The sequence below is a fragment of the Desulfoluna sp. CYM3A genome (assembly GCF_056829965.1).
In genome coordinates, this window is the sequence record NZ_CP186556.1 from 2,648,749 (window position 1) to 2,663,563 (window position 14,815).

The following is a 14,815-nucleotide window of genomic DNA, read 5'->3' on the forward strand; positions in this document are numbered from 1 at the left end:
AATGAAAGAGACGTGGAATGACGCTCAAACCACCCCACCCACCCTTTGCAAAAAAAGCCCTGACGGCCTGTGCGGCCTGGTGGCCTGTGTTCCTTTTGTTTGTGGTTCTCCTGGGACTCTACATCACGGTGGCCATCAAGGCGGAAGCCGTGGCCAAGGCACGCCGGGACCAACGAAAAGAGGGCCAGCCACCCGTCAATGTGGTGACCCTGACCCTTGCGCCCACCGTCATCAGAGACCGCGTCACCCTCCCCGGTGAGGTCCGTGCCAACCAGGAGCTCCTGGTGCCCTCGGAAGTCTCGGCCGTCCTTGTAAAAAAAACACGTGAAGAAGGTGAGGCCGTCAAGGCGGGGGACATTCTGGCGCAGCTCGACACCTCCCGGTTTGCAGCACGCCACCAGGCAGCCACGGCCTCTTTTGAATCGGCCCGGGCAACGGCAAGGCGCCTGACCAACCTTAACCGCACCAACCTTGCTACCCAATCGGACCTGGACCAGGCCGAAGCGGCCCTGGAGGAGGCCCGAAGCGTCTTGACCGCCACCCGCCTGGACCTGGACAAATGCCGGGTCAAGGCCCCTTTTTCCGGGTACCTCGACGCCTACCTCATCGACAAGGGCGCCTTTGTAACCGCAGGGAGCCCCATCTGCAAACTGGTGGATCTCAACCCCGTGAAAATCCGCGTGGGCATTCCTGAGTCCGATGTCCCGCCACACTCCCGCACCATGGCCTCTTTTTCCGTTTCCATCCTAAACGAAACGTTAGGCGCCACCATTTCAAGGGGAACTGTCCCGCCGCCTGGCCAGGTCTGCGGGCGGCCCGCCTCTACGACTGGAACTCGTTGTTTCCCAATGACGAAGGGCTGTTGATCCCCGACATGTTCGCCCGGGTGGACCTGGTCAAAAAGATTCGGGAAAAGGCCCTTGTGGTTCCCCTGTACGCCCTCATCACCCGAAAAGACACCCAGGTGGTCTTTCTGGAACAGGAGGGCATTGCCACGGCCCGGGAGGTGACCACAGGGATCCAGGAAGGATGGATGGTGGAGGTGACCTCCGGCCTGACGTCGGGAGACAAGGTCATCGTGGTGGGGCAGCGGTCGGTGAGCGAGGGCCGAAAGGTCAACGTGGTCCGCCGAGCCAACAAGGCCGGGGAGCTGCAGCCATGATCATCCCGGATACCGCCGTCAAAAACCGCATCAGTGTGCTGGTGCTGTCGGTAATCATCGTGCTGGTGGGCTGCTATGCCTACTCGGTGCTTCCACGGGAAGACGAACCGGACATCACCATCCCCTATGTCTACTCAGCACGTGCTACAAAGCAATCGCCTCGTCATCTAATCTCCACCATCCCCATCAAAAAATTAAGGCCTTGAAGGGGTGAAAAAATTGAGCTCGGTCAGCTTCAGTGGCCCTAGCCAAACCAACAATTGAGCTTTAGACCGACATTCATGCACGGAGTCTCGCAAGGTCAGGACAACAAGGTGGACGAGCCGAAGCGGACCCGCCCCTCTACATGGAAGAGGACCCGTCTGTGTTCGAAGTCAATATCTCGGAATTGCCCATCGTGGTCTATTCTTTGAGCGGCCCCCAGGGCAGCACAGCTCTCAAACGGCTGGCAGACGACCTCCAGGAGGACATGGAATCGGTGGCAGGGGTTCTGGAGGTCACGGTCACCGGCGGTCAGGAACGGGAGATCCTCATTGAGGTGGACCCGGAAAAACTCGCCTGGTACCACATCCCCATCTCTGATTTCTCCCTGGCCGTCACCCGGGAGAACACCAATACCTCGGGAGGTGCCGTCAACATGGGTGACGGACGATACCAGCTGAGGGTCCCCGGTGAGTTCGATTCGCCGGAAGAAATCATGGGCATCGTGGTCAAGGATCACGACGGCAGGCCCGTGTACCTGAAGGAGCTGGCCCGGGCCCTGGATACCTTCAAGGAGGAGGAGAGCAGGGCCCGGCTCAACGGCCACGAGGCCGTCAACATCTCCGTGAAAAAGCGCAGCGGAGAAAACGTCCTTGCCATCTGCGCGGAGCTGGACCGCATCGTGGCCCATCACCGCACGGGGTGGTCCGAAACAACCCGCATCACCAAGCTGATGAACAAGGAGAAGAACATTCGTCTTATGGTGGCGGACCTGGAAAACAACATCCTCTCCGGCCTCATTCTCGTGGTGGGGGTCCTCCTGTTTGTCCTGGGGTTCCGCAACGCCATCATCGTGGGCCTGGCCATCCCCCTTTCCATGCTCATCAGCTTCACCGTTCTCCATGTGCTGGGTATCACCCTGAACATGGTGGTGCTCTTCTCCCTGACCCTGGCCCTGGGCATGCTGGTGGACAACGCCATCGTCATTGTGGAGAACATCTACCGATTCATGGAACAGGGCGCCTCGCGCACCCAGGCCGCCATGATGGCCTCATCAGAGGTGGCCTACCCGGTCATCGGCTCCACCCTCACCACCCTGGCCGCCTTTTTCCCCATGCTCTACTGGCCAGGGATCATGGGTGAGTTCATGCGCTACCTGCCCCTGACCCTCATCGTCACCCTCACGGCCAGCCTCTTTGTGGCCCTGGTCATCAATCCGGCCCTGGCCGCCTTTATCATGCGTGTCAAAACGCCCCCAGTCCCCACCGGTGAAGACCGGTTTTCACCGCCCGGACAGACCCCGATGGAGACCCCGATGGAGACCCCGGTGGAAATCCGGGGAAGGCTCCTGGTGACCTATGCCGCCACCCTCCATGTGGCCTTAAAACACCGGGCCAAGGTGATCACCGGGGCTTTTCTCACCCTGTTCATCCTCTTTTATCTCTGGCTCCTGGCCGTGGGCATTGAAAAGCCCATGGAGTTCTTCCCGTCCGTGGATCCGCAGAACGTCTTGTTGACATCATCTCCTGGAGGGGCTACCTGGACTACTGCGACGGCATCGTGCGTGAAGTGGAGATGTGCATCGCCTCGGCATGCGGCGCGCGCCCAACGGACGACGCATACCGGGAGGCCATGTCCCTTCGGCAGCACACGGACCGAAAGGGCCGCACCTTCTCGGCCCCCAGCGACTTCAACAACATCGAATACATCTATGCCAACAGTGTCCGCAGGTTCGGCAGCAACCTGTTTGCCCAGAACTCCCCCAACCACCTGGGTATCCAGTTCGTGGACTACGAGAACCGTACCCGGCCGTCCAAAGACGCCATCCCCCGGTTCCGGGAGCGCGTCAAACACATCGCCGGAGCCCGCGTCACCGTCAAAAAAGAGGAGGGAGGTCCCCCCACCGGTGCCCCGGTGAACATCGAAATCGCAGGGGATGACTTTGCCACCCTGGGCCGCCTCGCATCCGAGGTCCAGAACATCATCGCCACCATCCCGGGCATCGAAGATGTCCGGGACGACTACAGCTACAACATCCCCACCATTCGCATCCGCATCGACCGAAAGCGGGCGGCCCTCTTCGGCCTCTCCACCGGCGCCGTGGGAGCAGCTCTTAAAACCGCCTACAACGGCACCAAGGTCTCCACCTACCGGGAGGCCGGTGATGAGTACGACATCACCGTGCGCATGCCCGAGCACTTCCGAAACGCCCCGGAGACCCTGCACACCCTGCTCATCCCCGCCGAAGACGGCACCCTCATCCCCCTGTCCGCCCTCTCCCACATGCACTACACCGGGAGCCTGGGGGATATCACCCGCATCAACCACAACCGGGTGGTGACGGTCAAAGCCAACGTCGATGAACAGATCAAGCCGGGGACCGTCCTGCGCAGCGAAGCCGAAGCCCTTCTCCGCACCTTTCCCCTGCCCGAGGGCTACACCCTCACCTTCACGGGGGAAAACGAAGAAGAGCAAAAGGCAAAAGCCTTCCTCTCCCGGGCCTTTATGCTGGCCATCCTCCTGATCTTCCTGATCCTCGTCACCCTCTTCAACTCCGTGGCACAACCCGTTATCATCCTCACCTCGGTGATCCTCTCCTTCGGAGGGGTGTTTCTGGGGCTCACCGTCATGGGCTACCCCTTCGGCATCATCATGAGCGGGGTGGGCGTCATCTCCCTGGCCGGGGTGGTGGTCAACAACGCCATCGTCCTCATCGACTACACCAACAAACTCCGGGAAAGCGGCATGGAGACCACCGAGGCCATCATCGCCGCCGGCGCCACACGCTTAAGGCCTGTCATGCTCACCGCCGTCACCACGGTCCTGGGCCTGATCCCCATGGTAACGGGCATCTCCATCAACTTTCGGGAGCGCACCATCTCCACCTTGAGCGAGACCTCCCAGTACTGGAAATCCATGTCCGTTGTGGTTATCTTCGGCCTGGTCATCGCAACGGCCCTCACCCTGGTGGTGGTCCCCACCCTCTACAGCCTCCTGGCCACCCGGCGGGACGACGAGCAATCGGTTTAAACAACAAAAAAAGGCCGCGGCAACACGCCGCGGCCCATAAAAAACGGAACCATTCAAAAAATACCTCCGGCGGGTCGCTTTTTGCAAAAAGCTCCGCAAAAACGTTCCGGTCGCGTTTTTGTCGGGCGAAGCCCGAGCCGAAGGCCATTGCGCTTTGCCCTGAGGCACGAAGGGCAAAGCGCAATGGCAATAAGCTTTCGAGGTGGCTCACCTCGCCGCCGGAGGCAGCTTTTTAAAAATTGCTGGACAGATACCCTTCCAGCTCATCCAGCAGCTGGCCCTGCTCCTCGTCCAGGGAGACCTCGGACCGCACCCGGGCAATCTCTTCCATGGCGGAGGCCGGTGTCAGGCGGGCATCGCCCCTGAAGTCCACCATGGGGGGTTCCTCCCCTTGCGGATGGACCCGCGCCATGAAGGTTTCAAAGGCCTCGAACACCTCTTCATCGGAAAACTCAGGGTAATTGCGAAACAGGATACGGGTGGCAAGCTCACGCACATGGCCAGGGGCCATGGCCTGCATGGCCTCGGCCATGGCATCGGGCCCGGCCCTGTGAAACTTGGCGCACAAGGCCTCTTCGGCCTTGGAGAGGAACCCGTTCTGGTACAGGCAGGTGTCCGCATCCAGGTTGGGAATCTCTGGGTACCGGAACTCCCGGTGGTGCCGGATGATCCGGGCAAACTCATCGGGGTGCGCTTTGAGCCAGGAGAGGTTCTCTTCCACCCGGGCCAGGCGCTCGGGGGTGAGCCGTGATACAAAGCGATCCAGGGGCGGCAGGATCACATTGGGCTCTCCCATTCGTTTCCGGATAACCCAGAGGCGCTCTTCCACCGCCCCCTCTCCGTTGATGAGGGCCTCGTCGTCCAGCCGGAGCCAGAGGGTCTGGTTTTTGTACGGCACGGACTCCCCGATGGCCAAAACCGGTGCCTGGTACGCCGCCTCGGCCCCGAACCGGCTTCCGGTCATGATCCCCCAGGCGTGCTGGCCCGCCGAGGACTCATGCCTTACCGGCAGCTTGGCCAGGCGAAGGGCGTCCTCCTTTTTGTTCAACAAACCGCCGGCATAGCCTCCCACATCTTCCCTTCAGCCATGAAGCGCCGGGCCAGGGCCAGGGTCGCCTCCACGTCCACCAGGGCGTCATGGGCCTGACCCTCGGCCAGGGCATTGGCCTGGCTGAGTTTTTCAAGCTTCAGGGTGGACCGTCCGTCTTCCAGGCGGGGCCAGGTCAGACCCTCGGGCTTGTAGAGGTGGTACAATACGGTAATGGGCAAAAGGTCCATGCGGGAACACCCGTTGGCCCACTGATGGGTGTACGGGGGAAGCAGGTTGCGGTGAAAGGCGAAACGCAGGAATTCGTCGTCAAAGCCCAGGGTGTTGTAGCCCAGGGAAATGGTTCCCTCACGGTTCATCAGGGCGTGAATATGCCTCACCGCTTCGTATTCGCAGATTCCCTCCATGCATTTCTCAATGCCGATACGATGGGTGATGGTGGCCATGGGCGAAGGCACCACGTCGGGGCGAAGGGACACCACGATGTTGTAACGCTCCAGTTCCTTGAGGTGCATATCCGTGCGAATGGCAGCAAACTGAAGGATCTGGTCAAAGGATTTGTTCAGGCCGCTTGTTTCAAGATCGTAGAATAGATAGCTCTTCATGGAACGCCCCTTGGGATGAGTGGTCATGCGGTAATGAACGAAAAGGGACCGCCGGTTGTGCCTGCTCCCCTTTCGAATCGGCTGCGATATTTTTTCATACACCGGGAGGCCCCCGATGTAAACCGGTATCGACGCTCCTTACCGGGCCAACGCATTTATAAATTCAGTTGCCTCCGGCGGGTCGCTTTTTGAAAAAAGCTCCGCAAAAACGTTACGGTAGAACAAAAAAACAAGAGGGGGTATGGACGGTTGCGGCGCGCCCTTAAAAAACAAAACCTGTTTGTCAAACGTTTGGCCCCCGGCAGGGCCGCCGGAGGCGGCTTAGGGCTGAATAGAAATGTAATCCACCACCTTAACCGGCCTCTTTGGCAAGGTCTTCTTCTCCCTGCCCCGTTTCACGGGCCGTGTTGACAATCCGGGTCAGCTCCGGCTCAAGGCCCAGGAACAGTTCGGCCAGCCAGGGGTCAAACTGCCGCCCGGCCCACTGGGAGATCTCGGCCAGGGAGTCTGGAACGGACCAGGCCTTTTTGTAGGGCCGCTCAAAGACCAGGGCGTCGAACACATCACAGATACAGACGATACGCCCGTACAGCGGAATCTCCGGCCCCTTCAACCCCTTGGGGTAGCCCGTGCCGTCCCATCTCTCATGGTGTGTCAGGGCGATCTCCTCGGCCATGCACAGCAGCCGCGACCGGCTCCCGGAGAGAAGCTCGCCACCGATTTCGGCGTGCCGTTCGGTCCACCAGCACTTCGTCGTCGGTAAGGGCCCCGGGTTTCAGGAGGATGGCATCGGAAATCCCGATCTTACCGGCATCGTGCATGGTGCTGGCCAGGGCCACGAGCTCCACCTCGTCCTGGGGGAGCCCTGCTGCGCGCCCTAAAAGGCGACAGTATTCGGAGATACGATTCACATGGCGGCCCGTGCACTCGTCGCTGTACTCGCAGGCAAGCCCCAGGCGGTTGATGATCTCAAGCTGGGTCTCCTCCAGCTCCCGGGTCCGTTCCCGCACCATGGCCTCCAGGGCGATGTTCTGCTGCCTCAGGGCCTCCTGGGCCGTCACCAGGGTGAGGTGCGTGCGCACCCGGGCCGTCACCTCAGCCATGTCAAAAGGCTTGGTGATGTAATCCACCGCCCCGAACTCAAACCCCCGGGTCTTGTCTTCCGGCCTGTCCAGGGCGGTGATGAAGATAACAGGAATCCCCGCCGTCTCCGGGGCCGCTTTGAGACGCTTGCACACCTCGAACCCGTCGAGCTCGGGCATCAGGACATCCAGGAGGATCAAATCCACCGGGTGCTGCCGGACATACTCAAGGGCCCGCACACCGCTCATGGCCACGCCGAGCTTGAAGGAGTCCTTCAGAGCGTCGATGAGGATGTCGAGGTTGGCCCTGGTGTCGTCCACCAAAAGCACCCTGCACTGTTTCAAAGACTCAGCCATCGTTGGTACCTGCCGCCATGTCCCTTTTCAACTGGTTTCCGAGCTGCTTTAAGGTCCCGCCCGCCTTTTCAAAACTGTACTCCCGGACTTCCTGCTCCAGGTTCCGGGCCAGGTGTTCGCTCTCAGGCCCCACCCCATGGAGGTAGAACCGCTCCCGAATTTCATCAAACAGCCGGCCCGACGTCACGGGGTCCAGCTCTTCAAGGCTTTTACCAAGTTTACCCAGCAACGTGAACATTTTTTCCGGGCCAGAAACCTGATGCATGGGGTCCCACGGTTCTTCCCCGGCCTCCAGGCCGGTCAGGAGATCGTGGGAGGACTCGGCTGCCTCACGCAGCGACTCCTCAAGGAAGAAGAGAAGCTCTCCACATCGCTCCGTATCGCGATCCGCGACGGCCTCTTTCATGGACTCCGCCCAGGTGGCCACGTGAACGGCGCTGACCCTTCCGGCATCTTCCATGAGCCCCTGCAATCCGGCCGCCATCTCATCGAAGGCATGGGCCTCAAGGTACTGCTTCAACAGGGCGCCTGTCTCCCCATGGGTTTCAAGGAATCCGGCCAGCATGTCGCCGTAGCGTCCCCACTGCCCCTCGGTCTGCTCCAGGCCCCGGGAGACGTTGATGCCCGAGAGCATATACTGGGTTTCCACGGATTCGGAGACGGTGTCATGGCGACCGTCGGCAAGGGGGAAGGTCCCTCCGAAGCGGTTGATATTTCGCCGGATGGCCGCAAACAGTTCATTGCGGTCGATGGGCTTGGGTACGTAATCGTTCATCCCCGCGGCCAGGCAGCGTTCACGGTCTCCGTACATGGCATGGGCGGTCATGGCAATGATGGGCAGGTCCTCTTTGTGCAGCTTTTTGCGTATCTGCCGGGAGGCCTCCAGGCCGTCCATCTCCGGCATCTGAACATCCATGAGCACCGCGTCGAAATCGCTGTTCGCCCGGAGGAGGTTCACGGCCTCCAGACCGTTTTCCGCCGTTGTGACGGAAATACCGGCGGACTTCAAAATCTCCATGGCCACCATCTGGTTGATGGCGTTGTCCTCCACAAGAAGCACGCTCAGCTCGGAAAACTCGTTGTCCGTAAGGAGCCCCCGTCCCACATGGGATTGCCGTACGGCCTTGAACCCGAACAGCTCCATGATGGTGTCAAAGAGAATGGACTGTTTGATGGGCTTCATCAAAAACCCGTCGGCCCCGGCCTCCCTGGCCCGGTCCGATTCCCGGTCCCTTCCGTACGCGCTGATACAGATCACCGACGGGGTATTCTCTGCTGACTCCTCTTTGATGCGGGCCACGGCCTCAATCCCGTCCATGGCCGTAAGGTGGATGTCCATGATAATCAGGGCAAAGGGATCCTTGTCTCGGCTGCGCCGGTAGAGGGTCAAGGCCGACTCTGCGGACGCGGCGATCTCCGTGCGGCACCCGAAGGTCGCCATGTATCGTTTGAGGATCATAAGGGTGGAAGGGTTGTCGTCCACCACCAGGACCTTGTTGCCCTGAAGGTTCGGGGGAAGGGCCATCTCCGGGCCTTTGCATGCATCGGGCAGAAGCCTGGCCTCCATGGTGAAGCAAAAGGTGCTCCCCTTTCCGGGCTCGCTCTCCACCCAGATGTCGCCGCCCAGCATGTTGACGATTTTCCGGCAGATGGCAAGGCCCAGGCCGGTGCCCCCGTATTTACGCGTGGTGGAACCGTCCGCCTGGGCAAAGGCGTCGAAGAGGGTCCCGGTTTTATCGGCATCAATGCCGATCCCCGTATCCCGCACCGAAAACTGGAGCTTGGTGGCCTTGGCGTCGATGTACTGGGTTCGAACGGCCAGGCAGATCTCTCCGCGGTTGGTGAACTTGAAGGCGTTGGCGGTGAGGTTGGCCAGGACCTGGCGGAGGCGCAAGGGATCGGAGATCACTTTTCTGGGGACGTCATCGGCAATATCGATGATCAGCTCCAGGTCCTTGTCCATGGTCTTTTCAAGGAACATGTCCGCCACCTCTTCAACGACGTCCCGAAGGGACATGGGAATGGTCTCCAGGTCGAGCTTTCCCGCATCGATCTTGGAAAAGTCCAGGATGTCGTTGATCAGCTCCAGAAGGGACCGTGAGGAAGACCGGACGATATTGATGTACTCCTTCTGCTTAGACGAAAGCTCGGTGCCGAGGACAAGGTCGCACATGCCGATGATGGCGTTCATGGGCGTCCGTATCTCATGGCTCATGTTGGCCAGGAACTGGCTTTTGGCGTGGCCCGATGCGTCGGCAGCCTCCTTGGCGATCTTGAGCTGCCTGTTGGCCTCCATCAGTTCAGCGGTTCGCTCCTCCACCCGTCGTTCCAGCTGATCATGGGCGTCCTTCAGAGCCCGTTCCGCCTGCTTCCGAAGGGAGATGTCGATGACAGAGGCCACGCTCCGACCGGACAGGGGATCGTAGTTCACCTCCGAAAAAACGTCGATGACCTCACCGTCTTTTCGGACAAGTCGGAACTCATATTCACGCGGCGGCTCCTGGCCGTTTTGCACCCGTTGCTTGTGCTCGCTGCGCATGCGTTCCAGGTCCCCGGATTCCACAAACTCGATCCACCGCACCTTCCCTTCAATCTCATGGCGCTTGAACCCCGTGATCTTTTCAAACCGCGCGTTGGCCTGGGAGAATCGCAGGTCCTCAACAATGATGGCCCCACCCCCGGTGTTTTCAAAAATGCTCCGGTATTTGTGCTCACTCTGGGCCAGGGCCTCGGTGCGGCGAATGGTCTCACGGCGGAAAATTTCGATGCGGAAGATCGTCCTGAACGTACCAGACAATGGCCATGCAGAACAGCAGGAGAAACGGTTCGGTGGGATGGAACCGACCCAGGGCAAACCGAAGCCCCATGGTCAACGGGGCCATGACCAGGGTGGAGGCCGCCAGGAGTTTGAAGGCCCGAATGCCGTATTGAATGGCGTTGCCCACGATGACAATAACCGCATAGAGCATCAAAGGCGGCGGCAGGGTAGGATCGTAGAGCCAGACGACCCAGGCCAGCCCCAGGTCCGCAACCATGGTGGCGCGAATCAGCGACCAGTCGGCCCGTCGACGGCGCAGCAGAACAAACAAAAAGCCCTGGACGGCCACATAGCCCAGGGCGACCATCGAGGAGAGATCAAGGCCGGGGGAGAAACCACAACCCCGTATACGGCCCAGAAAAGCAGGAGAGAGCCACGAATGACATACTGGAGCACCGGAACGGGTCTTTTGCGCCCCCATTGGGTCACGGAAGGGTCGAGGTCGTTGTGTTTTCTATGCATGCCGTCAGCCGGGCCCCGGATTTGGGCCGATACGGCCCGTTAACATTGTTTACCCATACTAACACAAAAATAGTCAAATTTTCAAAAAAAACTCGGCATTATCCAGTTTCTCCCCGTTGTCAAAACGACAATACCCCAAAAGCGGAACATATCCCTTACCCAGGAAAAGCATATCGCTTGAGTCAAAACATGCCATATCTACCTTTTCTTTTTCCGTCATGTCGAACACTTGCGGACGCACCGCCATCAGAAAACGGCGTCCCCCGGCCGCATGGCAACCCGAAACCCCAGGTTGCTGTACCGAAGGCCCTCCTGAACGATCCGCCGATAATCCAGGGTGCATTTATCCGGCCCCTGGTTCCAGCTGCCGCCACGAATCACCTTTCCTCGCGCCCCCATGTCTCTGTCCTTGAAACAGCCCACCGCATCACGGCACCACTCCTGAACATTGCCGCACATGTCGTAAAGCCCATTGGCGTTGGGGCTCTTCTCCGCCACAGGGTGGGTGGTGAATTCACTGTTTCCCAGATGCCAGCCCAGGCTGTCCATGGAATCGCCCCCCGCGTACCGGGCATGGTCATCGCCTCCCCGGGCGGCAAAAAGCCACTCCCCTTCGGTGGGGATGAAAAAATGGCGTTCCCCCCTGTAAGCATCGGTGAGGCGCTTGCAAAATGCGTCCACGTCCTTCCAGGAGACCATCTCAACGGGCTGATCGGGCCGCCGCGGAAAATGGGAAGGGTCCGTGCCCATGACCCGGCGCCACTGGGCCTGGGTCACCGGATGAATCCCCAGGTAAAAGCCTGGGATCTCTTCGGACCAGTGGTGCCTGGTGTCCCGGAGGGCCAGGGTGCCGCTCGGGATCCAGTTCATGGTCAGGGACGTGGCCTGCTCCACCCACACCTCGGGGACCACGGGGGTAACCGAGGGCACCGAAGGTGAAGTCTGTCTCTTCTCCGGCGCCTCGGGCTTCACGGCCTCCGGCGTATGGTGCCCCTGGGGTGCGCCCTTCAGCAGTTCCCCCACCTCGGCAAAGGATGCGGGCCGATCGTCCCGCTCAAAGGCAAGGCATCGCATGACGGTATCCATCAGGATCTGGGGAAGGTCTTTTCTGGAAAAGGTCACGCCCTCCTCCTGCACCTTGCCCACCCGGTCGATGAAATCCGCCTCTTCAAAGGGGAGGTGCCCCTCGCAAAGGTAATAAATCACCAGGCCCAGGGAGTAGACCCCGGAAAGCACATCCGGTTTCTCCCCCCGCAGGATCAACTCGGGGGCCGACCAATTGGGGGTAAACTGGGCACCGCCAAGGGCAGAAGAGACGGAGCTGACACGCTTGAGGCCTCCCAGGTCGCCCATGAGCAATCGCCCGGTGTCGTCCACAAGAATATTGGAGGGTTTGAAATCGGTGAGGAGAAAAGTCTCTCCGCTGGCGCGGCTCAACCGATCCATCATGGAGGCAAGGGCTTCGGCATAATCCGAGACGGCCTCCCCAGACAGGGGGTGCTCACGCAGCACAAGGTCCTGGAGGTTCTCCCGGCACAGGGTCATGAGAATCACCAGAAAGGCCTGGGCATAACCGCTTGCGATACGCTTGTCCACAAGGTGAAAGTCGTGGATGGTCACCACGTCCGGGCCCTTGACTTTTTCGTAGTAGCTGCAAACGGCATGAAAATCGCGGGAAACCTTGGAATCGAGATCGGTATCGTTCCGGAACAGGATGGAGCGCTCCACGTGGATGGGAACCACCTTGACGGCCCGCTCCTTGAACCTGTCCCTTGCATGGTAAACGGAACCGTGGATGCCCTGCCCCAATTCGCCGACAATCTCATAGGTAGGGAGGCATTTTTCTATCACCTCCTTCATGTTATCGATCATGGCGCCCCCGCCGGTTCATCCTCAATGGTCCTGTCTCCCTGACTCCGCCCCGAAACGACATCATTCAACCACCCGGGCGATAATAAAGGTGGTGTTGTCCTTTAACGTCTTGCGCTTGAGTTCCACGCTCAGCCTTGCGACACCGGTGATGGGGCTGGGCCCCAGGACCGTCTCCATGGCCGGGTCTTCAATCAAATCGGTGACCCCGTCGCTGCAGAGGATATAGGTGTCGTCCGGCCTGACATCCAGCGCCGTGTAATGCACCTTAGTATGGCCCCAGAGTTCGCTGAAGGCCGACCCTACACCAAAACTGACGACATTGCGATAAGGATGCGAAAAAGCCTCGGCTTCCGTAACAGCACCTTTATCAACGAGGCTCTGCACGTAAGAGTGATCGTGGGAGCATCGCCGAAGTTCACCGTCCCGCATCAGGTAGACCCTGCTGTCCCCTGCATTGAATACCACGGCCTGCTCCGGGGTGAGTATCACCCCTGCGATGGTGGTGCCGCTGTTGATGGGAAGTTCCCCTTCGGCGGCGGTCTGGATCATGTTCAACAGAACATCGAGCCCCTCTGCCGACAGGGTGTCGTGGCTCAGTGACCGGTTGAACTCATCCAGGACAAACCGGCTGCAGACATCTCCGGCCGCATGGCCTCCCATGCCGTCGCAGACGCAGAGGCTCACATAGGCACCCTCCTCCTCGGTCTCAAGGTCGAGGCTGGGCTGCTGATACACACGGGTTCCCACGAGCACCGCATCTTCCTGGTTGCCCCTGGGGCCGATGTCCATCACGGTTCGGACCTCCATCTTCACCCGGTTGTTCAATCGGCCCTCCCGACTCATCCAAAGGTCCTTTCCTTCAGCCCGGTCCAAGCCCCGCTGGATCGGTTGGTTTTTACCCTTCCCGCCTTGAAATACCGGGATGCTCAACCCCCACCGTTTTTGATGGAATTTTAAACGGAGATATGCCACTATGGCGCCAAACGGACAGCAACCAGCCAGGACTCACGCGACGGGTTTGCGAGCAAGGCGACACCCCGAGAATTGCAGGTTGGCTTTATATATAAGATCAACATGGGAAATGTGGCAAGAACTATTATGAACGAAGAAAACACAGCCGATATCTACAAAAGCCGGACCCAGATAAAGAAGGAGTCCGAGGAGCTTCAGAAACTCGGAGAACGCCTCATCAAACTCACTCCTGGCCAGCTGAAACACGTCGACATTCCCGACGAGCTGAGGAAAGCCGTTGAAGATGCGCGACACATCTCCGCACGCAAAGCGGCCCACCGCAACCGCCAGTTCATCGGAGCCCTCATGCGTGAGTGCGACCCCGAGCCAGTCCGGGAAGCACTGGACAAGCTGGAGACAGGCCTCACGCTCTCAGGAAACACCGCCCCTGAGCCCTCGAAAGAGACGCCCTGGGTGGAGGCCATCCTTGAAAGCGACGGCGCCATCGAGGACTTCCTGGAAAAATTCCCCTCGGCCGACCGCCAGCGTCTCCGAATGCTGAGGAGAAATGCCATCAAAAAGCAGGGCAGCGCACCCCGGGGAAAAGAGTTCAAGGCCCTGGCGGCATGTATCCGTGACACCCTCTCGGCATCCTGAGCCTGACCCGTCAAACACCGCGCGTTTTCCTTAAGAGAACACCACCCCGCAGCCGCCCCCTAATAACTTAATATGTGAGCATATCCTGAACCATATGCTCACATGTCAATTCCTCTCTTCAAATTGCTCCCATAGCGAAAACAACGCCACTCTTAAAAAATCTGTTGTAAACATCTTGTCTTCGTGGTTATTTAAGAGTAATTATTTTATTACCTATGCATCACAAGACATAGGCATTCTTCACAACCCTGACCACCATACTCACCCCAACGTGTGACCCTTGAATGATGTAGATTTTTAAAAGGAGATTTGGTTTTGGTTACTGGAAAAGTAAAATGGTTCAGCGACAAGAAAGGATTTGGATTCATTGAATTAGACGGCGGCTCAGACGTCTTTGTTCACTTCACCGAGATCACCATGGAAGGCTTCAAAACACTGACCGAGGGAGACCTCGTCAATTTTGAAATCATAGAGACCGACAAGGGCCCGAGTGCCCGCAATGTGGTCAAAGCCTGACACTCCCCCCTTCTGAAAAAATCACCCAACCAGCCAGGCATCAGGCTTCCGACG

At 59.3% G+C, this 14,815-nt stretch carries 15 protein-coding genes and 1 pseudogene; 7 read left to right on the forward strand and 9 right to left on the reverse strand.

All coding sequences use genetic code 11. The annotated features are described in order from the left end of the window. The first annotated feature begins 17 nt into the window (after positions 1–17). The 5 genes and pseudogenes from ACOYW1_RS13470 to ACOYW1_RS13490 all read left to right on the forward strand — a co-directional run bounded on the left by ACOYW1_RS13470 (position 18) and on the right by ACOYW1_RS13490 (position 4,393). Positions 18–866, forward strand: a complete 849-nt coding sequence (locus ACOYW1_RS13470) for an efflux RND transporter periplasmic adaptor subunit (RefSeq protein ID WP_482423198.1) — start codon at positions 18–20, stop codon at positions 864–866. Further along, complete coding sequence (locus tag ACOYW1_RS13475) at positions 839–1,162, forward strand: efflux RND transporter periplasmic adaptor subunit (protein ID WP_482423199.1); 324 nt, start codon at positions 839–841, stop codon at positions 1,160–1,162. Before ACOYW1_RS13470 ends, ACOYW1_RS13475 begins: the two co-directional genes overlap by 28 nt. After that, the gene (locus ACOYW1_RS13480; RefSeq protein WP_482423200.1) at positions 1,159–1,368 is read left to right on the forward strand and encodes a hypothetical protein; all 210 of its coding nucleotides are present in this window, start codon (positions 1,159–1,161) and stop codon (positions 1,366–1,368) included. The genes ACOYW1_RS13475 and ACOYW1_RS13480 overlap by 4 nt, the downstream gene beginning before the upstream one ends. 140 nt (positions 1,369–1,508) lie before the next feature. Continuing rightward, positions 1,509–2,822, forward strand: a pseudogene (locus tag ACOYW1_RS13485) (efflux RND transporter permease subunit); the annotation flags it as partial. Positions 2,823–2,995: 173 nt separating this feature from the next. Next, entirely contained in the window at positions 2,996–4,393 is a 1,398-nt protein-coding gene (locus ACOYW1_RS13490; RefSeq protein ID WP_482423201.1) for an efflux RND transporter permease subunit, read from the forward strand. Positions 4,394–4,625: 232 nt separating this feature from the next. On the opposite strand, the gene ACOYW1_RS13495 is transcribed toward ACOYW1_RS13490, so the two are convergent. The 9 genes from ACOYW1_RS13495 to ACOYW1_RS13535 form a co-directional block, all read right to left on the reverse strand. After that, positions 4,626–5,441 carry a hypothetical protein gene (locus tag ACOYW1_RS13495; protein WP_482423202.1) on the reverse strand — a complete coding sequence of 272 codons (816 nt, stop codon included), beginning with the start codon at positions 5,439–5,441 and terminating at the stop codon, positions 4,626–4,628. Next, positions 5,438–6,046 (reverse strand): exodeoxyribonuclease I, encoded by a 609-nt coding sequence (locus ACOYW1_RS13500; protein WP_482423203.1) that lies wholly within the window; start codon positions 6,044–6,046, stop codon positions 5,438–5,440. Before ACOYW1_RS13500 ends, ACOYW1_RS13495 begins: the two co-directional genes overlap by 4 nt. Positions 6,047–6,398: 352 nt before the next feature. Continuing rightward, positions 6,399–6,722 carry an HD-GYP domain-containing protein gene (locus ACOYW1_RS13505; RefSeq protein ID WP_482423204.1) on the reverse strand — a complete coding sequence of 108 codons (324 nt, stop codon included), beginning with the start codon at positions 6,720–6,722 and terminating at the stop codon, positions 6,399–6,401. Then, positions 6,691–7,485: a response regulator gene (locus tag ACOYW1_RS13510; RefSeq protein WP_482423205.1), complete on the reverse strand. Its 795-nt coding sequence runs from the start codon at positions 7,483–7,485 to the stop codon at positions 6,691–6,693. The genes ACOYW1_RS13505 and ACOYW1_RS13510 overlap by 32 nt, the downstream gene beginning before the upstream one ends. Further along, positions 7,478–10,282, reverse strand: coding sequence for a PAS domain-containing hybrid sensor histidine kinase/response regulator (locus ACOYW1_RS13515; protein ID WP_482423206.1), 2,805 nt, complete (start codon positions 10,280–10,282; stop codon positions 7,478–7,480). The genes ACOYW1_RS13510 and ACOYW1_RS13515 overlap by 8 nt, the downstream gene beginning before the upstream one ends. Beyond that, positions 10,233–10,610 carry a hypothetical protein gene (locus tag ACOYW1_RS13520; protein ID WP_482423207.1) on the reverse strand — a complete coding sequence of 126 codons (378 nt, stop codon included), beginning with the start codon at positions 10,608–10,610 and terminating at the stop codon, positions 10,233–10,235. The genes ACOYW1_RS13515 and ACOYW1_RS13520 overlap by 50 nt, the downstream gene beginning before the upstream one ends. Positions 10,611–10,838: 228 nt before the next feature. Next, the gene (locus tag ACOYW1_RS13525) at positions 10,839–11,012 is read right to left on the reverse strand and encodes a hypothetical protein (RefSeq protein ID WP_482423208.1); all 174 of its coding nucleotides are present in this window, start codon (positions 11,010–11,012) and stop codon (positions 10,839–10,841) included. Further along, a complete protein-coding gene (locus ACOYW1_RS13530; RefSeq protein ID WP_482423209.1) occupies positions 11,012–12,637 on the reverse strand; it encodes an SUMF1/EgtB/PvdO family nonheme iron enzyme in 1,626 nt (541 codons plus the stop codon). Before ACOYW1_RS13530 ends, ACOYW1_RS13525 begins: the two co-directional genes overlap by 1 nt. Positions 12,638–12,697: 60 nt before the next feature. Then, positions 12,698–13,480: a PP2C family protein-serine/threonine phosphatase gene (locus ACOYW1_RS13535; protein ID WP_482423210.1), complete on the reverse strand. Its 783-nt coding sequence runs from the start codon at positions 13,478–13,480 to the stop codon at positions 12,698–12,700. Positions 13,481–13,735: 255 nt separating this feature from the next. Between ACOYW1_RS13535 and yjgA the strand changes: the two genes are divergently transcribed. Together yjgA and ACOYW1_RS13545 are read left to right on the forward strand one after the other, a co-directional pair. Beyond that, the gene (yjgA, locus tag ACOYW1_RS13540; RefSeq protein WP_482423211.1) at positions 13,736–14,245 is read left to right on the forward strand and encodes a ribosome biogenesis factor YjgA; all 510 of its coding nucleotides are present in this window, start codon (positions 13,736–13,738) and stop codon (positions 14,243–14,245) included. Positions 14,246–14,560: 315 nt separating this feature from the next. Continuing rightward, on the forward strand, positions 14,561–14,761 hold the full coding sequence (locus ACOYW1_RS13545) for a cold-shock protein (protein WP_180141596.1): 201 nt from the start codon (positions 14,561–14,563) through the stop codon (positions 14,759–14,761). Positions 14,762–14,815 lie beyond the last annotated feature (54 nt).